Origin of the sequence: Terrirubrum flagellatum (assembly GCF_022059845.1) — a bacterium.
Taxonomy (GTDB): Bacteria; Pseudomonadota; Alphaproteobacteria; order Rhizobiales; family Beijerinckiaceae; genus Terrirubrum; species Terrirubrum flagellatum.
Window position 1 is genome coordinate 1,576,034 of sequence record NZ_CP091851.1, and the last position, 16,946, is coordinate 1,592,979.

The 16,946-nt window shown below is 64.1% G+C and carries 20 protein-coding genes, 1 tRNA gene and 1 pseudogene; 13 read left to right on the forward strand and 9 right to left on the reverse strand.

Features of this window, described 5'->3' with window-relative positions:
* Window positions 1-139: 139 nt before the first annotated feature.
* From L8F45_RS07655 to L8F45_RS07675, 5 genes are all read right to left on the reverse strand, one after another.
* Window positions 140-445 carry an Rdx family protein gene (locus L8F45_RS07655; RefSeq protein ID WP_342362284.1) on the reverse strand — a complete coding sequence of 102 codons (306 nt, stop codon included), beginning with the start codon at window positions 443-445 and terminating at the stop codon, window positions 140-142.
* 836 nt (window positions 446-1,281) lie between these two features.
* On the reverse strand, window positions 1,282-1,701 hold the full coding sequence (locus L8F45_RS07660) for a VOC family protein (RefSeq protein WP_342362285.1): 420 nt from the start codon (window positions 1,699-1,701) through the stop codon (window positions 1,282-1,284).
* Window positions 1,702-1,795: 94 nt separating this feature from the next.
* Window positions 1,796-2,530, reverse strand: coding sequence for a DUF899 domain-containing protein (locus tag L8F45_RS07665; protein WP_342362286.1), 735 nt, complete (start codon window positions 2,528-2,530; stop codon window positions 1,796-1,798).
* A 26-nt stretch (window positions 2,531-2,556) separates the two neighbouring features.
* Window positions 2,557-2,931: a DUF1428 domain-containing protein gene (locus tag L8F45_RS07670; RefSeq protein WP_342362287.1), complete on the reverse strand. Its 375-nt coding sequence runs from the start codon at window positions 2,929-2,931 to the stop codon at window positions 2,557-2,559.
* Between the two features lie 37 nt (window positions 2,932-2,968).
* Entirely contained in the window at window positions 2,969-3,421 is a 453-nt protein-coding gene (locus L8F45_RS07675) for an SRPBCC family protein (protein WP_342362288.1), read from the reverse strand.
* A 269-nt stretch (window positions 3,422-3,690) separates the two neighbouring features.
* On the opposite strand from L8F45_RS07675, the gene L8F45_RS07680 reads away from it, so the two are divergent.
* The 6 genes and pseudogenes from L8F45_RS07680 to L8F45_RS07705 all read left to right on the forward strand — a co-directional run bounded on the left by L8F45_RS07680 (window position 3,691) and on the right by L8F45_RS07705 (window position 9,096).
* On the forward strand, window positions 3,691-4,641 hold the full coding sequence (locus tag L8F45_RS07680; RefSeq protein WP_342362289.1) for an aspartate carbamoyltransferase catalytic subunit: 951 nt from the start codon (window positions 3,691-3,693) through the stop codon (window positions 4,639-4,641).
* A 31-nt stretch (window positions 4,642-4,672) separates the two neighbouring features.
* Window positions 4,673-5,029, forward strand: coding sequence for a DUF4406 domain-containing protein (locus L8F45_RS07685; protein WP_342363392.1), 357 nt, complete (start codon window positions 4,673-4,675; stop codon window positions 5,027-5,029).
* Window position 5,030: 1 nt separating this feature from the next.
* The gene (locus L8F45_RS07690) at window positions 5,031-6,335 is read left to right on the forward strand and encodes a dihydroorotase (protein ID WP_342362290.1); all 1,305 of its coding nucleotides are present in this window, start codon (window positions 5,031-5,033) and stop codon (window positions 6,333-6,335) included.
* Window positions 6,336-6,414: 79 nt separating this feature from the next.
* Window positions 6,415-6,993 carry a glycerol-3-phosphate 1-O-acyltransferase PlsY gene (gene plsY / locus L8F45_RS07695; protein ID WP_342363393.1) on the forward strand — a complete coding sequence of 193 codons (579 nt, stop codon included), beginning with the start codon at window positions 6,415-6,417 and terminating at the stop codon, window positions 6,991-6,993.
* Window positions 6,994-7,017: 24 nt separating this feature from the next.
* Window positions 7,018-8,211, forward strand: a complete 1,194-nt coding sequence (dprA, locus tag L8F45_RS07700; RefSeq protein ID WP_342363394.1) for a DNA-processing protein DprA — start codon at window positions 7,018-7,020, stop codon at window positions 8,209-8,211.
* Window positions 8,212-8,344: 133 nt separating this feature from the next.
* A pseudogene (locus L8F45_RS07705) lies at window positions 8,345-9,096 on the forward strand (IS5 family transposase).
* A gap of 13 nt (window positions 9,097-9,109) precedes the next feature.
* On the opposite strand, the gene L8F45_RS07710 reads toward L8F45_RS07705, so the two are convergent.
* Together L8F45_RS07710 and L8F45_RS07715 are read right to left on the reverse strand one after the other, a co-directional pair.
* Entirely contained in the window at window positions 9,110-9,307 is a 198-nt protein-coding gene (locus L8F45_RS07710; protein ID WP_342362291.1) for a hypothetical protein, read from the reverse strand.
* A 167-nt stretch (window positions 9,308-9,474) separates the two neighbouring features.
* Window positions 9,475-10,401: an AEC family transporter gene (locus L8F45_RS07715; RefSeq protein ID WP_342362292.1), complete on the reverse strand. Its 927-nt coding sequence runs from the start codon at window positions 10,399-10,401 to the stop codon at window positions 9,475-9,477.
* A gap of 189 nt (window positions 10,402-10,590) precedes the next feature.
* Here L8F45_RS07715 and L8F45_RS07720 point away from each other — a divergent pair, with 189 nt between their 5' ends.
* Window positions 10,591-11,112: a hypothetical protein gene (locus L8F45_RS07720; protein WP_342362293.1), complete on the forward strand. Its 522-nt coding sequence runs from the start codon at window positions 10,591-10,593 to the stop codon at window positions 11,110-11,112.
* Window positions 11,113-11,118: 6 nt separating this feature from the next.
* Here L8F45_RS07720 and ruvX read toward each other — a convergent pair whose 3' ends face one another.
* Window positions 11,119-11,601 carry a Holliday junction resolvase RuvX gene (gene ruvX, locus L8F45_RS07725; RefSeq protein WP_342362294.1) on the reverse strand — a complete coding sequence of 161 codons (483 nt, stop codon included), beginning with the start codon at window positions 11,599-11,601 and terminating at the stop codon, window positions 11,119-11,121.
* A gap of 110 nt (window positions 11,602-11,711) precedes the next feature.
* Here ruvX and L8F45_RS07730 point away from each other — a divergent pair, with 110 nt between their 5' ends.
* The 6 genes from L8F45_RS07730 to L8F45_RS07755 all read left to right on the forward strand — a co-directional run bounded on the left by L8F45_RS07730 (window position 11,712) and on the right by L8F45_RS07755 (window position 15,900).
* The gene (locus L8F45_RS07730; protein ID WP_342362295.1) at window positions 11,712-12,422 is read left to right on the forward strand and encodes a metal-dependent hydrolase; all 711 of its coding nucleotides are present in this window, start codon (window positions 11,712-11,714) and stop codon (window positions 12,420-12,422) included.
* A 120-nt stretch (window positions 12,423-12,542) separates the two neighbouring features.
* Window positions 12,543-13,616: a phosphate acyltransferase PlsX gene (gene plsX, locus L8F45_RS07735; RefSeq protein WP_342362296.1), complete on the forward strand. Its 1,074-nt coding sequence runs from the start codon at window positions 12,543-12,545 to the stop codon at window positions 13,614-13,616.
* Window positions 13,613-14,590, forward strand: coding sequence for a beta-ketoacyl-ACP synthase III (locus L8F45_RS07740; RefSeq protein ID WP_342362297.1), 978 nt, complete (start codon window positions 13,613-13,615; stop codon window positions 14,588-14,590). The genes plsX and L8F45_RS07740 overlap by 4 nt, the downstream gene beginning before the upstream one ends.
* 107 nt (window positions 14,591-14,697) lie before the next feature.
* Window positions 14,698-15,009: an integration host factor subunit alpha gene (locus L8F45_RS07745; protein ID WP_342362298.1), complete on the forward strand. Its 312-nt coding sequence runs from the start codon at window positions 14,698-14,700 to the stop codon at window positions 15,007-15,009.
* A gap of 67 nt (window positions 15,010-15,076) precedes the next feature.
* Window positions 15,077-15,640 (forward strand): MerR family transcriptional regulator, encoded by a 564-nt coding sequence (locus L8F45_RS07750; RefSeq protein ID WP_342362299.1) that lies wholly within the window; start codon window positions 15,077-15,079, stop codon window positions 15,638-15,640.
* A gap of 182 nt (window positions 15,641-15,822) precedes the next feature.
* Window positions 15,823-15,900 (forward strand) — tRNA-Pro (locus tag L8F45_RS07755).
* A 206-nt stretch (window positions 15,901-16,106) separates the two neighbouring features.
* Here the strand turns inward: L8F45_RS07755 and L8F45_RS07760 are convergent.
* On the reverse strand, window positions 16,107-16,856 hold the full coding sequence (locus L8F45_RS07760) for a phosphatidylserine/phosphatidylglycerophosphate/cardiolipin synthase family protein (protein WP_342362300.1): 750 nt from the start codon (window positions 16,854-16,856) through the stop codon (window positions 16,107-16,109).
* Window positions 16,857-16,946: the final 90 nt, after the last annotated feature.

The window sequence follows — 16,946 nt, forward strand, 5'->3', positions numbered from 1 at the left end:
CTGCGGCGTGTCAAATGAGCAAGCCGCGTGACTTGTTCATGTCGGCATTTTCTTATTATAAATCAATGTATTATATTTCTCGATCTAGCCGGGAAGGCGGCCCTGGCGGCTCAAATCGCTCGAATCCGCCCGGTGCGGCTCACCCCTCCGCCGGCCGCGCATGCCGGTCGATATGGCCGAGGTCCCGGCCGGGATCGAGCCGGTCGCGCACCCTTTGCTTCAGCGCCTTGGCGTCGGGAAATCCGCCGTCCGCCTTCCGCTCCCAGATGGTCTCGCCGTCATAGGTCACCTCGAACACGCCGCCCGTTCCCGGCTCCAGCGCGACCTCGCCGAGATCGGTCCCGAAGGTGGAGAGGAGTTCCTGCGCCATCCAGCCGGCGCGCAGAAGCCATTGGCACTGGGTGCAGTAGCGGATGACGATGCGCGGGGTAGGGCGGTCGGACATGGATTCGTGACGGTGCACACAAAGCGACGTCCTTCATATAGGAGGCGCGCTTTCGTCCATCCAGCTTGTCATTCCAGCGCGACGCGAAGGTTCGTCATCGGGTGCGGCGCTTCGGGATTTGCATTCACCCTCCCCTTGAGGGGGAGGGTCGCACGGCGGCGCGCGGAGCGCGGCGACGAGCGGGGTGGGGTGTAATAGCGTGATTGCAGTTCACCCCACCCCGATCCTCGCTGGCGCTCGGATCGACCCTCCCCCCTCAAGGGGAGGGTGGCGCGCGAAATTCTCGCCTGCGAAGCGCGGCTCCATGTCCTCTCCGCTTTGCTCTCTTCCCTTCATCCTCGCCTCCAGGGGAGGCCGGGAGCGCCTGATAGGCGCGGCCAAAATGAATGGTGGGATTTCGCCTTCCGGCGCTCCCGGCGCGGATTTTACAGCCTCCCGCCGCACGCTCTCCGCGGCGTACCGCTTAAGGCCCTCATGGGGCGGCCCGATCGTATTGTCGGGCGGACGTGCTGTCGGAAGCTCCCGGGAGTCCTGAAAGCCAGGTCGCGATCAGAACCCGCAGGTCCGCCCTCTGCTCCCGTTCGGTCCTGACCCGGACGGCCCCGAGAAGAGCAGAGGCAAGATCAATAATAGGAATTTAGTCATGAAATGTCAAGCGCCAGACCGCGTGGTTCACCAATTAAGCGCTCTTCTCCCTTCCAGCCGTCATCGCCGGCCTTGAGCCGGCGATCCAGACCGATGCGCCAATCTGCTGGATGGCCGGGTCAAGCCCAGCCATGACATCTGGAGGGAGAACGAGGCCACCCTCACTCCGCGCGCTAATACTATGATGGGCGTCACCCAGCGCATTGCGGAGCATTCATCGCCGTCTCGTCCATCCACATCGCGCCCCAGACGTGACCGTCGGGATCAGTGAAGTCGCGACCATACATGGACCCGTGATCCTGAACCGGATTGATGTCGGCGATTCCGCCGTTTTTCGCGGCCGATATGTTCATTGCATCGACATGTTCGCGTGAATCGCAGGAGATATTGAGCGCGACCTCGCTCGATGTGTTCGGTGGAATCGGGCGTGTCGTAAATGTGCGCCATTTCTTGTGGGTCAAAAGCATGACGCTGATTGACTTGCTCCACACCATCAACGCCGCGGTGTCGTCCGTGAATTGCGAATTATTGACGAAGCCCAGGGCGGCGTAAAAAGCCTTCGACGCTTTCAGGTCGGCGACCGGCAGGCTAACGGTGATCATTCGGGACATCGATGGTTTCCTGTTGATGAGATCGCGGAGGACTTGGCGATGTCCTCCGCCAGATCGCGATGAGAACGCGTAGCCTCGCCCGCTGCGCCGTTTCTTAGCCGCAGCAGCTCGGCGCGCCCTTCGCCTTCTTCACGCCCTCATATTCGTCGTGCCGCTTCATCCAGTTCATGGTCGAACTTTCATTGCGGCCCTTCGGCATCAGGTCGAGATAGTTGTAGGCGCCGATGAGAATGTCGCCGCCGCGGGCGTAAGCGGAATAGGTGCGGAAGATGTCGCCTTTCTCATCCCTGTAGAAGACGCTGACTCCCGGCAGCTCGCCGTCATAGTCGCCTTCCATGGCCGCGAAATTATAGACGGCTTCGCCTTTTGCGAGCTGCTCTTTGGTGTGCGAGACGTCGAAATCGTAGTTGAAGTCCGAGCCGTTCGACGACACCCATTTGAAATTCCAGCCCATGCGCTTCTTGTAGGGCTCAAACTCCTCGCGCTTCCCGCGTGATACGACGACGAAGGCGATGTCGTGATGGGCGAGATGCAGATTCGCGCCATCGATATGATCGGCGAGGAACGAGCAGCCGGGGCAGCCTTCCGTCGCGCCGGGCGCGAACATGAAGTGATAGATAATGAGCTGGCTCTTGCCATCGAACAGCTCGGCCAGCGTCTCCTTCCCGTCGGGACCATCGAACATGTAGTTCTTGTCGATCTTCGTCCAGGGAAGGGCGCGGCGTTCGGCGCTCAATTCGTCACGCATCTGCGTGAACTTCTTCTCGTTGGCGAGATGGGCTTTGCGCGCTGCGATCCATTCCTCGCGCGAGACGATTTGATGCTGCATGGCGTTTCTCCTTTGAGCCGTTGAAATCATTGCGAAGCGCGTTCAGCGGCGACCGCGATCTTGAAGCCGCCATAGATCATCCGCTTGGCGTCGAACGGCATGGTTTTCGGATCCATGCCGGCCATGAGCCGCGGATCCTTCATCACCTTCGCCATCACGCGGTCGCGATGCTTGCGCGAGATGTAAGTGATCCAGGAAAAGATCACGGTCTCATCAGGCTTCAGCTTCACGCTGCGCGGAAAGGACGTGATCTCTCCGACAGGCGCGTCGTCGGCGACCGCCTCGACATAGCTCAGCGCGCCATGCTCCATCCAGACCTTGCGGGCGCGCCGCGCCAGCTTGAGATAGTCAGGCAGTTTCTTCTTCGGCACCGGCACGACGAAGCCGTCGACGTAAGTCACGTTTTCCTCCAAGTTTTGTTTGCGCAGACCGTTCAACTCACGCGGAGGCGAACAGTTTCTCCAGCTTGTCGAACGCGCCGGTCCAGCCTTCGCGATGGCCGTCGCGCGCATTCTCGTCGAAGAACTGTTCGTGCAGCAGCGTCATGATGGTGTGATCGCCGTCCGCTTTCAGCGTGACGGTCACGAGCGACTCGCGCTCCGGCAGCGTGATCCAGCGCCAGGTGAATTTCAGCTTCTCGTTCGTCACCACCTCCTGATAGACGCCGCTGACGTCATGCATCTCGCCGTCCTCGGTGAAGAAGACGATGTGGTAGCGGCCGCCGACACGCAGATCGGTCTTCGCGCTCTCGACCTTGCCCTCGTCGGGGCCGAACCAGCGGATCAGCTGTTTCGGGTCGGTCCAGGCTCCGAAGATTTGCGCCGGCGTGGCATGGAAACGACGTTGGAGGGTGAGGTGGGGGCGTTGGTCTCCGGCGAGCTGGGCGGACATTTCTTCTTCTCCTCCACAAGGGCGGCGAGACGGTCGAGCTTCGTCGACCAGAAGCGCGCATAGCGATTGAGCCAGTTCATCGCCTGACTCCCGGCTGCCGGATCGAACGCGAATGCGTCCGGTCCGAAATCGTCATTTAACTTATAGGTTAAGTAGCGCCGCCGGACCGGCTCTGTCAAGCGCGTCGGCTGCGAAGCTGTGATCAATCCTGCTGAGGCGACGATCGGCGCTTGCCGGGAAGGCGGCGACGCCCTAAGCGGTCGCCTTCGATGAGCGCGCATAATTCGCTTTCGAGCTTCCCCCATCGCCACCTTCTGGGCATCGAGGGGCTTTCCCGTCCTGACATCGTCGCCTTGCTCGACATGGCCGAGGATTACGTCGCGCTGTCGCGCCAGGTGGAGAAGAAGAAATCCACCTTGCGCGGCCGCACCCAGATCAACCTGTTCTTCGAGCCGTCGACGCGCACGCAGTCCTCGTTCGAACTCGCGGGCAAGCGGCTCGGCGCCGACGTCATGAACATGTCGGTGTCGTCCTCCTCGGTGAAGAAGGGCGAGACGCTGATCGACACGGCGGCGACGCTGAATGCGATGCGGCCTGACATCATCGTCGTGCGCCATCACGCGGCGGGCGCGGTGCATCTGCTCTCGCGGAAAGTGGACTGCTCCGTCGTGAACGCCGGCGACGGCCAGCATGAGCATCCGACGCAGGCGCTGCTCGACGCGCTCACCATCCGCCGCAACAAGGGCCGGATTGAAGGGCTCGTGATCACGATCTGCGGCGACATCATGCACAGTCGCGTTGCGCGCTCGAACATCATCCTTTTGCAGGCGCTCGGCGCGCGCGTGCGAGTCTGCGGGCCGCGCACGCTGTTGCCGATCGGCATCGAGCGCATGGGCGTCGAGGTCCACACCGACCTCAAGAAGGCGCTCAACGGCGCCGACATCGTCATGATGCTGAGATTGCAGCGCGAGCGCATGAATGGCGGCTTCGTGCCGTCCTCGAAGGAATATTTCCGCTATTGGGGCCTCGACGCGGAAAAGCTCGCCTTCGCGAAAGGGGATGCGCTGGTGATGCATCCGGGACCGATGAACAGAGGCGTCGAGATTTCATCCGAGGTCGCGGACGGCGCGCAATCGCTCATCCGCGAGCAGGTGGAGATGGGCGTCGCGGTGCGCATGGCCGTCATGGAAGCGCTCGCGCGCAACCTGCCGAACCATTGAGGCGCAGATGGCGAGCGAACCAGGCGGCCCGCTGATGATCCTCGTCGCCGGGCCCTATCGATCCGGCACGGGCGATGATCCCGTCAAGATCAAGGCCAACGTGGATGCGATGACGGAGGCGTCGCTGCGTCTGTTTCGCGCCGGCCATCTCCCCGTGATGGGCGAATGGTATGCGCTGCCGCTGATCGAACATGCGGGCTCGCAACGCGTTGGCGACGCTGCATTCGACGAAATCTTCCATCCGGTTTCGCGGCGCCTTGTCGCGAAATGCGATGCGGTGCTGCGCATCGGCGGCCCGTCGGCGGGCGCCGACGAGATGGTCGCGCTCGCGCGCGAGCATGCCAAGCTCGTGTTCACGAGCGAACACGACATTCCGGGAGTCCGTTGACGTGCCGCAGACCGATCCGCGCCCGCTGCTGCTCGTCAATGCGCGCCTCGTCGATCCCGCAAGCGGTCGCGACGAGAAGGGCGGCCTTTTCATCCAGAATGGCGTCATCCGCGAGATCGGGCCCTCTGTCGTCGCCTCGTCCGCGCCTGACGGCGCCGAGATCGTGGAATGCCGCGGGCTGATTGTTGCGCCGGGCTTGATCGACATGCAGGCCTTCGCCGGCGAGCCGGGCGCCGAACATCGCGAGACGCTGCGCACCTTGAGCGAAGCCGCGGCCGGCGGCGGCGTCACGTCGCTCGTCTGCCTGCCGAACACCGATCCGCCGGTCGATGATCCCGCGATCGTCGATTTCCTGCTGCGCCGCGCGCGCGATCGCGCCGTCGTGCGCGTCTATCCCTTGGCGGCGCTGACCAAGGGTCGCAAGGGCGAGGAAATGACGGAGATCGGGCTTCTCAGGGAGGCCGGCGCCGTCGCTTTCGCCGAGGGGCCGAAGTCGGTCGTCAACGCGCAGGTGATGCGGCGCATTCTCGTTTATGCGCAGGAGACCCATTCGCTCGTCATCCATCACGTCGAGGATCCCGATCTCATCGGCGACGGCGTGATGAACGAGGGCGAGTTCTGCTCGCGGCTCGGTCTCACCGGCATTCCGCGCGAAGCCGAGACGATCATGCTGGAGCGCGACATTCGCCTGCTGCATCTCACGGGCGGCCGCTATCACGCCGCCATCGTGTCCTGCGCCGCGTCGCTCGACATCATCAGGCGCGCCAAGGCGGACGGGCTCTCCGTCACCTGCGGCGTGTCGATCAATCATCTCACGCTGAACGAAAATGACGTTGGCCAGTATCGCTCCTTCTGCAAGGTGGCGCCGCCGCTGCGCCATGAGGACGACCGGCTCGCCTGCGTCGACGCGCTGGAGGACGGCACGATCGACGTGATCGTGTCGGATCACAATCCGCAGGATGTCGAGACGAAGCGCCTGCCTTTCGCGGAATGCGCCGATGGCGCGATCGGCGTCGAGACCATGCTGTCGGCGGCGCTGAGACTCGTGCATGACGGCTCCGTATCGCTCAGCCGCGTGCTGCATGCGATGTCGACGCGGCCGGCGGAACTGCTGGGATTGCCCGGCGGCCGTCTTGCGCCCGGCGCGCCCGGCGACGTCATCCTGCTCGATCCTGATCTTCCCTGGGTCGTCGATCGCGAGAAGCTGAAATCGCGTTCGAAGAATTCGCCGTTCGACGAGGCGCGGCTCACCGGGCGCGCGGTGAAGACCATCGTTGCCGGCCGCGTGGTCTACGACTACCGTTGATCAAAACGGGAAGGGCCAAGGTTTCGTGCAGCGTTTCTGGTTTTTGCAGTCGGCGAACTGGGCGGCGGACGCGCCGCAGATGCTGCTGATCTTCATCGCAGGCTATCTCCTCGGCTCCATCCCGTTCGGCCTGCTGCTGACGAAGCTTGCGGGCGGGCCCGACATCCGCACGATCGGCTCCGGCAATATCGGCGCGACCAATGTGCTGCGCACCGGCAACAAGAAGCTCGCCGCCGCGACGCTGCTGCTCGACGGGCTGAAAGGCACGGCCGCCGCGCTGGTCGGATATTGGTGGGGCGGGCCGCAATTGGCGCTGCTCGGCTGTCTCGGCGCGCTGTTGGGACACTGCTTCCCGGTCTGGCTCGGCTTCAAGGGCGGCAAGGGCGTCGCGACCTTCATCGGCTGTCTGTTCGGCGTCGCCTGGAAGGCGGCGCTCGCCTTCATCGCGATCTGGCTCGCGGTCGCCTGGCTCTCGCGCTACTCCTCGCTGGCGGCGCTTGCCGCGACCATCGTGACGCCCCTCATGTTGTGGATGCTCGGCGCAGGCGCGGCTGCGCAGTTGTTTGCGATGATGGGGTTGCTCGTCGTGATCATGCACCACGAGAATATCAGCCGCCTGATCGCCGGGACCGAAAGCAAGATCGGCAAGAAAGGTTGAACGGCGATGCAGGGGGCCCGACGCATCCTGCTCTCCGACGCGCAACGCCTCGACTGGCTTCGGCTGTTCCGTTCCGAAGGCGTGGGTCCGCGCACCTTTCGCGCCTTGATCAATCGCCATGGCGGCGCGCGCGCGGCGCTCGACGCGCTGCCCGACATGGCGGCGCGCGCCGGCAAGACCGTCGTGGTTTGTTCAGTCGCGGAAGCGGAGGCGGAACTCGCTGCGGCGGCGCGGCTTGAAGCGCGTTTCGTCGCCATGGGCGAGGAAGGCTATCCCTTCGCATTGTCGCAGATCGCCGATCCGCCGCCGCTCATCGCCGTGCGCGGCGATCTTCGCGCGCTGGCGCGTCCGGCGGTCGCGATCGTCGGTTCGCGCAACGCCTCCGCTGCGGGGCTGCGCATGACAGAGTTGCTGGCGCAGGGCGTTGGCGCGCATGGCTATGTCATCGTGTCGGGCCTTGCGCGCGGCATCGACGCGAAAGCGCATGAGACGTCATTGAAAGCGGGTGCCGTCGCCGTGCTCGCCGGCGGGCATGACCGCATCTATCCCAGCGAGCACAAGCCGCTCTCGGAAGAGATCATCGCGAATGGCGGCGCCGTGGTCAGCGAGATGCCGTTCGGATGGACGCCGCGCGGGCGCGATTTTCCCCGGCGCAATCGCATCATCTCGGGGCTGGCGCTCGCGACCATCGTCGTCGAGGCGGCGCGCAAATCAGGCTCGCTGATCACCGCGCGCTTTGCGCTGGAGCAGGGGCGTGAAGTGTTCGCCGTGCCGGGCTCGCCGCTCGATCCGCGCGCGGAGGGGACGAATGATCTCATCAGGCAGGGCGCGACCTTGGTCTCGGAGCCTTCGCATGTGACCGACGTGCTGACGCCGCTTCTGCCGCCGCAGGCGGAAGGCGGGTTATTGGCGAACAGCGCGCCGCCGGAGCGTCAGCGACCGCTCTGGGACGAGCTCGATTGGCCCGAGCTTAGTCTCGTAGCCGCGCCGACCGCGCCGGAGGGTTGGGAAAATTCCGGCGACGGCGAACAGCTCGATCTTGTGCCGCCGGACAGCCGCTTGCTCGGGCTGATGTCGTCGAGCCCGATCGAAGTGGATGAGCTGTCGCGCATCGCGGCGCTGCCGGTGAGGCAGGTGAGGGCGATGCTCGCGGAACTCGACCTAGCTGGCCGCATCGAACGGCATGGCGCCGATCGCGTCTCGCTCAGGCCGGTTTAGTCTTTTGTTTGTCGCAACGTATTTGCGGAAAACCGGTTCCCACTTTTCCGCACGTTGCTCTAAGGTCCGTACTCAATCATCCATTTGATTTTTCTTTGCGCTGTGATTCAAGCAGGATGTTGGAGTTTGGATCATGGCGCAGGAATTCTGGTTGAGCGATGCGCAGTGGACGGCGATCGAGCCGCACCTGCCGAAAAACCAGCCGGGTGCGCGGCGCGTTGACGATCGCCGCGTGCTGAGCGGGATTATTCATGTCTTGCAGTCGGGCTGCCGGTGGCGTGACTGCCCGTCGATCTATGGTCCCTACACAACGGTGTATAATCGCTGGAACCGCTGGTCGCGGCGTATGATCTGGCGAGATTTGTTTGAGGCGCTGCGCCATTTAAGCCCGAACCAGTTCCAGGCCATCGACTCCACCACAGCCAAGGCGCACCGCTCGGCGGCCGGCGGAAAAGGGGGGCGGACACTCAGGCGATCGGTCGCTCGCGCGGCGGCCGAACGACGAAGATCCACGCCGTCTGCGATACGCACGGGCGCGCCATCGCGATCGAGATAACGCCGGGCCAGCGCGGCGATGCGCCTCTGGCGCCGACGCTTTTGAACCTGTTGCCGCCAGCGAGGCTATGCGCCGCCGACACCGCCTACGACTCAAACGAATTGCGCCGCTTTCTCATCGCGCGCGGAACCAGGCCCATCATTCCCAACAATCCGACCAGAACAGATCTGCTGCCATTCGACCGCAAGGCTTATCGCAAGCGCAATCTGATCGAGCGAATGTTCTGCCGCTTGAAAGACTGGCGGCGCGTCGCGACCCGATATGACAAGCTCGCCCGAAACTTCCTCTCAGCCGTCGTTCTCGCCGCCGCCATCAATTGCTGGACCTGATTGAGTCCGGACCTTAGCGACTCTGATCGGCCTGGATGCGCGCCTCGATGCGCGCCATGTCGAGGAAATAGGCGAGCAGATCGAACTTCGCCGTGCGCGCCATGGCCGCCATTTCCGCCGTCATGTGCGCGACATAGATGGCGATATCCCGTTCGGACTGTTGAGTTCCGGCGTTGAAGCCGGACGCATTCTCCTCGGGCGCGTGGGGCAAGATTTCGTGCTGTCCGGGCTTCGGCGCCAGCCTTGTAATCATTGCGAGTAGTCCGCTAAAAATGCTCATATAAGTTGAAATATACTCGCATTCAGCGTGTGTTCAAGCTGCACAACTCAAGAATGTAGGACCAAAATCATTTTAACGCCTCAACGGAAATGTTGAAGTCAGACGCCCAACTGCATCATCAGCGGCATCGTCACCATGGCGACAAGCGTCTGGACCGTCAGGATTTCCGCCATCAGCGGCGCATCGCCGCCGAGCTGGCGGGCCAGCAGATAGGAGCCGCTGGCGGTCGGCACGCTCGCGCTCAACATGGCGATGGCGAGAGCCGTCCCCTGCACGCCGAAGGTCCGCGCCCAGAACAGCGCGAACAGCGGCATGATCAGCAGCTTCAGGGCGAGGCTGATCAACAGGGCGGGACGCGGCCTGTGCAGGCCCGAGATTTCGAGACCGGCGCCGACGCAGAGCAATCCCGCCGCGAGCGCCGCGCGACCCATGACGTCGATCGAGGTCGCGAACACGCCGGGCATCGTCACTCCGCTCAGGCTCCAGGCGAGGCCGAGGAGCGGCGCCCAGATGAAGGGATTGGCGGCGAGCGAGCGCAGGAAAGCCGCGCCGTTCAGTCGTTTTCCAGCGCCGTAATAGGAATGCACGAGCGTGGCGCAGATATTGAGCAGCGGCACCATGGCGACGGCGGCGACCGCGGCGAGCGCGACGCCTTCCTTGCCATAGAGATTGAGCGCCATGGCGATGGCGACGAAACTGTTCCAGCGCGTCGCGCCCTGAAACAGCGAGCAGAAGGCCGGCCCGTCGATCTTGGCCCATTGGCGCAAGAGCGGCGCGGCGGCGAGGAGCAGCGCCGCCATGGTCAGCACCGAGGCCGAGAGTGTCGCGCCGAGCGACAGAGCCGGCACGCTGCGCAGGTCGGTCATGGCGAGCGTGCCGCCGAGCAGGGCGGGGAAGAGGATGTAATAAGTGACCCGCTCAAAGCCGTCCCAGGCGGCCCGGTCGAGGACGCCGATCAGCTTGGTCGCGCAGCCCACGAGAATGACGAGAAAGACGGGGACGAGGCTGGCGGCGAGGGAAGACATGGAACTTTCTTGGAACTTTCTTGCGCAAGGCGGCGTTTGCACGCGGAAAAGCCGAATGCAAAGCGGAGATTTTCGCGCTGTGGCGCGTTCGGCGTTCATCCGCCCTTCAAGCGGGCTTTGTTAATCATCCTGCACACGGTGAAACCGGGTCGCTGGCTGAGAACAGCCTGCGGGACAGAGGAGATCGCCATGAATGTCAATCGCAAGTCGCGCGCGTTTGTCGCTGCGGCTCTTGCCGCGTCGCTGACCGCCGGCTCTTTCGCTTCGGGCGCGCAGGCCATGCCGTTGACGCAGGCCGGCGTGGAGCAGTCGACCCCGTCGCTGCTGAACGATGTCCGCTATCGCAAGCGCTATTATGCGCGCCGCGGCGGCAATCGGGCTGCGGCCGCCATCGCGCTCGGCGTGCTGGGTCTTGCGGCCGGCGCCGCGATCGCGAGCAGCCGCCGTGATCGTTACGATGACGACGGCTATTACGCCCCGGCGCCCGCGTACGGCTATTACGGCGGCGGATATTATCGCGATCCCGGCTACTACGCGCCGCAGCGCCAATATTACCAGCCGCAATATCAGCCGCGTCCGCAGCCCTACGCCTACAACGGCCCGCGCAACTGGGGCGGCCGTCAATGGGGAGGTCGCGGTTACGGACCGGGCTTCCGACCGGACGGCGGCGTCTCGAACGAACGCATGAGCGACCCCGGCGGCGGCAAGTAGTTTTAATCAGACTTTCAGGGCGCGCATCCTGTCGAGCGCGCCCTGAAGAATATGGCTCGCCGCGACGCGATCGATCACTTCGGCGCGCGCGGTGGGCGATTTCATGCCTTGCGCGATCAGATGGTCGTGCGACCAGTCAGTGGACAGCCGCTCGTCCCAAAAACAGAACGGCGCTGAAATCCGTTTCGCGAATTCCCTGACGAAGGCGCGCGTCGACTGCGCGCGCGGGCCTTCGCTGTCATCCATATTGAGCGGCAGGCCGATCACGACGCCGACGATGTCGCGCTCCGCCATGATTGATTCCAGCCTCTCTACGTCAGGCGTGAATTTCACGCGGCGGATGGTTTCGAGCGGCGTCGCGACGAGACGCGTGACGTCGCTGACGGCGACGCCAATGGTCTTCGTTCCGAGATCGAGGCCGACAAGCGCGCCGCGCGCGGGCAGGGCGCGGGCGAAGGCTTCAACCTCATCGAAAACAGCGGCTGGCATGTCGTGGACGCGTTAGCGAAGCGGGGTTACGAGGGCAAGCCGCCGCACTTGCTCCTTGCTGCGGCCGGCTCCAATGTCCCTGTGCGGTTGCGAACAGCACGGGGCGTTGCATGAAAGCGATCTGGTTCGGCCATTCGGCCTTTCGTCTGGAGTTCGGATCGAGCGTCGTGCTGATCGATCCGTTCCTGACCGGCAATCCATCCTTCAAGGGCGATGTCGGCGAGGCGAGCGCCGGCGCGACCCATATCCTGATCACGCACGGCCATGGCGATCACGTCGGCGACGCCTTGAAGATCGCCGCCGACACGGGCGCCAAGGTCGTCACCAATTACGACCTCAGCATGTGGCTTGCGAGCCAGGGTCTCAAGAGCTTCGATCCCATGAACACCGGCGGAACCACCGACCAGGGCGAATTCTCGGTCACACTGGTGCGCGCCGATCATTCCGCGGGCATGGGCGAGGCCGGCGTCAACGTCCCTCTCGGCAGCGCCAATGGGATCGTGATCACGCCGAAGATCAAGGGCGAGCCTGTCGTCTGGCATTGCGGCGACACCGACATCTTCTCCGACATGAAGCTGATCTGCCAGATCCACAAACCGAAGGTCGCTTTGGTTCCGATCGGGGATCGCTTCACCATGGGCGTGGCGACCGCGGCTATGGCGGTGAAGAAATTCATGCCCGGCGTGAAGACCGTCGCGCCCACCCACTACGCGTCGTTTCCCCCGCTCGCGCCGGACGCCAAGGCCTTCATCAGGGCGGCGCGGGGCGCGAAGGCGAAAGTGATCGCGCCGGCCGCCGGCGAGCCTTTCGTCCTGAAATAGGCGCCGCACCGGCGCCTCCGCCCGCCAGGAATGGCGTTCCGTCAAGGCCTTGCGGCGGGGCCGACAATGGCTATGGTCCGCGCCCTTCGCTCCCCCCGGGACCCTTCTCCAGTCTTCCAGATGTCAGACAGGATCGTGCGCATTTCGATCGACGCCATGGGCGGCGATCACGGGCCGGAGGTGATCATTCCAGGCGCGGCGCTCGCGCTTGAGCGGCATCCCGGCCTGCGTTTCCTGCTGTTCGGCGACAAGGCGCGGATCGAGGCGGCGCTCGACGCCCATCCCGCGCTGCGTGCGGCTGTCGATATCAGGCACACGGATGTCGCGGTGTCGATGACCGACAAGCCGAGCCAGGCGCTGCGCAAGGGGCGGCGCGTCTCGTCGATGTGGCAGGCGCTGGAGGCGGTGAAGAAGGGCGACGCCGACGTCGCGGTCTCCGCCGGCAACACCGGCGCGCTGATGGCGATGGCGATGTTCTGCCTCAAGCTGATGTCCGGCATCGAGCGGCCCGCCATGGCCGGCCTGTGGCCGACGCTGCGCAGCGAAAGCATCGTGCTCGATGTCGGCGCGACGATCGGCGCGGATTCAAAGCATCTCGTCTCGCTCGCCGTGATGGGCGCCGCCATGGCCCGCATCGTGTTAGGCATCGAACGCCCCAGCGTCGGCCTCCTCAATGTCGGCGTCGAGGAGGTGAAGGGCATCGAGGATGTGAAGGAGGCCGGCAAGTTCCTGCGCGAAGCCAACCTTCCCGGAATGACCTATCACGGCTTCGTCGAGGGCGACGATATTGGCAAGGGCGCGACCGATGTGGTCGTCACCGAGGGCTTCACCGGCAACATCGCGCTCAAGACGGCGGAGGGCACGGCCAAGCAGATCGGCGCCTATCTGCGCGGCGCGATGACGTCCTCCTTCATGGCGAAGATCGGCTACCTCTTCGCCCGCAGCGCCTTCACCGCCTTGCGCGAGAAGATGGACCCGTCGCGGGCCAACGGCGCGGTGTTTCTCGGCCTCGAAGGCATTGCGGTCAAAAGCCACGGCGGCGCCGACGCGCGCGGCATCGCCAGCGCCATCGATGTCGCCTATGACATGGCGCACTATGATCTTCGGACGATGATCCGAGACAGTCTTGCAGCGACGGAGGCGCAGCGCATGAGCCTGTCCTTCGCCCCCGACGCGGAACCGAGCGACGCATGAACAAGCTGAGGTCTGTGGTGCGCGGAAGCGGAGCCGCGCTGCCCAAACGCATCATCGACAACGCCGAGATGGCGACGTTGGTCGACACCTCCGACGACTGGATCACGCAGCGCACCGGCATCAAGTCGCGGCATATCGCGGGCGAGGGCGAAACCACGGGAAGCCTCGCCACGGCGGCGGCGCGCGCGGCGCTTGCCGAAGCGAAGCTCGAGCCTAACGACATCGATCTGATCGTGCTCGCGACCTCGACGCCTGATCACACCTTTCCCGCGACGGCGACCGAAGTGCAGCACGAACTCGGCATCACGCATGGCGCGGCTTTCGACGTGAACGCGGTGTGCTCGGGATTCGTCTATGGCCTGTCCACGGCCGACAAGTTTCTTCGCTCCGGCGACTACAAGCGCGCGCTCGTCATCGGCGCTGAAACTTTCTCGCGCATTCTCGACTGGACCGATCGCACGACCTGCGTGCTCTTCGGCGACGGCGCAGGCGCGTTGCTTCTCGAGGCGCAGCCTTCGTCGGGCGGTCGTAACGATCGTGGCGTGCTGAGTTCGCATCTGCGTTCCGACGGCCGCTATCGCGACAAGCTCTATGTCGATGGCGGACCCTCGACGACGAAGACCGTGGGTCATTTGCGCATGGAAGGACGCGAAGTGTTCCGCCACGCGGTGATCAATCTCGCCGAGACGATCCAGGAAACGCTGCGCGCCACAGGCTACGCCGCGACTGATATCGACTGGTTCGTGCCGCATCAGGCGAACCGGCGCATCATCGACGCCACGTCGCACAAGCTCGGCATCGATCCGGCCCGCGTGGTGCTGACCGTCGACAAGCATGGCAATACGTCGGCCGCGTCGATTCCGCTTGCGCTCGCGACGGCGCGCGGCGATGGCCGGATCAAGGACGGCGATCTCGTGCTCATCGAGGCGATGGGAGGGGGCTTCACCTGGGGATCGGCGCTGATTCGCTGGTGAGGGCGTGAACTGGCGGCGTTGAGCCGCCTATCGGGTTGACAAGAGACAACTCCTTCATAGGCTGATCTTTATCGGCCGCGGTGGGGGCTGCGGTTGCGAGGTGACGAATGGCGGGCCGAACAAAAACACGGGCCGACCTGAGCGAGGCTGTCTATCAACGCCTCGGGCTTTCGCGCGCGGAATCGGCGCAACTTGTCGAACAGGTGCTGAAGGAAATCTGCGACAGCCTCGAACGCGGCGAGAATGTGAAGTTGTCGTCGTTCGGCTCCTTCATCGTCAGATCGAAGAATGAGCGCGTCGGCCGCAATCCGAAGACCGGCGTCGAGGTGCCGATCAGTCCGCGTCGGGTCATGGTGTTCAAGGCGTCGAATGTCTTGAAGGCGCGCATCAATGGTGAGACCGTTCCGGATGAGGATTGAGTCGGACGGGTTTGTCCGGCGCTGATCCGCAAGGCGACGCTGCGCTTCTTGCGCCGGCGATGCGGAGATGGAGATCGGGCGCGCGTTGAATATGCCGGCGGACACATTCGAGAAGGCGCCGGACGCCTATCGCACCATCAGCGAGGTCGCAGAGGATCTCGATATTCCGCAGCATGTGCTGCGCTTCTGGGAAACGCGCTTCTCGCAGATCAGGCCGCTGAAGCGCGGCGGCGGTCGTCGCTATTATCGACCCGACGACGTCGCGTTGATCAAGGGTATTCGCGCGCTGCTCTACGGGCAGGGCTACACGATCAAGGGCGTGCAGCGCATCCTGAAGGACCAGGGCGTCAAACAGGTGCAGGCGCTTGCCCGCGCGCCGGCATCGTCGCCGGGACCGGGCGCGCCGCCGCCCGCCGTCGCCGCCGAGGCCGCGCGCGCGATCCATGAGGATCTGCAGGACGACGAGGTCGAGGAGGACGTCGCCGGGGAGGACTCGATCGACGGCGCAGATGAGCCTTCAGTCGTTCACATCGCCGCGCTCAACCGCGAATCGCGGGCGAAGCTCGAAAGCGCGCTCAAGGAGTTGTCCGACTGCCGGCGAATGATCGCTGCGGCGCGCGGAGAGGGCTGACAGGCCTGTGCGTGCAGCCCGCCTTCGGAATACGGGGCGGCCGATTGGCGCACTTGTCTGGGGGACAAGGGGGCGTGGGTTCGAATCCTGCTCCGGGAGCCAATATTCTTAGATTTGACGCTCGATATTAGGAGCTCGAAGCATTTGCGCTTCCGGCGGTCACAGCCTATAGAGCGCGCCGTCGGAGCGTAGCGCAGCCCGGTTAGCGCACTTGTCTGGGGGACAAGGGGTCGTGGGTTCGAATCCCGCCGCTCCGACCATTTCCCCCGCTCCGGTCGAGACCGCTATCCGCTCCGACTGGCGAGCGTCGTCGCTGACGCGCTTGCATGCAGCGCAACGCGGGCGCTTTCGTCATAATGGAAAAATGTGCTCGCGAGCGCGTTCGCCGCCGCATCCGCGAGGCGGGGCGTGATCGCAATGTTGTCGCCGTCGCGGCCGCGCCTAAGCAGATGCGCTACCAACGCGGTTAGGGCAGCGGCGTCGCGGTTTGCCAAATCTGCTCGTAGGCCTCGACCTTGAGTGCTGCGTTGTCAGGACTGGAGCGTTCAACGCTCGCCGGCGCGCGGGCCGCGAAGGCGTTCAATGACTGAGTCAGGAGGTAGGCGTCCCGACCGTCTACTATAATGAGACGATCATGGAGCGTCCTCGCAGGTGCGAGTCGCGCCTCTAGGGGGCGGGTAGCTGCGTACTGCGCCTGCCATGCTACGATTGCGGGCCGAAGACTCGCCTTGTGGTGCTGCGCGTCGGCGAGCAGCCGGACAGAGATGCCTTCGGGCGCGGTCACGACGAATTCCGCCAGGGCGTTCCCATCAAGATACGGATCAACGACCAGCACTTCATTGCTAGCCTCACCCAATACCTTTGAAATCGCGACGTGAGCTTCGAAAGACGAACGGGCGGGGATGAACGCGCCCTGAGCTCTAAGCGGTAACGCCAGCTCAGCTCTCGCAAGCATCCGGTAGAGGATCGCGATGACCTGCTGATGCGCCATCTCTGGATCGTTGATAGTAGTTTCTGGACCAAGCATTTGGTCTACCGCGATCGTCAACGTCGATAGATTCATCGGGTGTCCCGACGCCTCAGCAAGAGCGACGATGTCGCCCGCCCATTTCAAGAATGCGGGTGATCGCACGCCGAAGTGTTGTCGAGGGCCGGGCGGCTCGGATTTGATCAGATGCGTCCAGCGCGCGTGAAGCTCTTCAGGCGTCAACGGCATCCGATTCCCCCAGATGGCCGGAAGTACCTATTTCGTACCTTTCGGTGATTTTCGCCGATATTGAAGGTCGGCTAAGCCTTTGATTTAAAA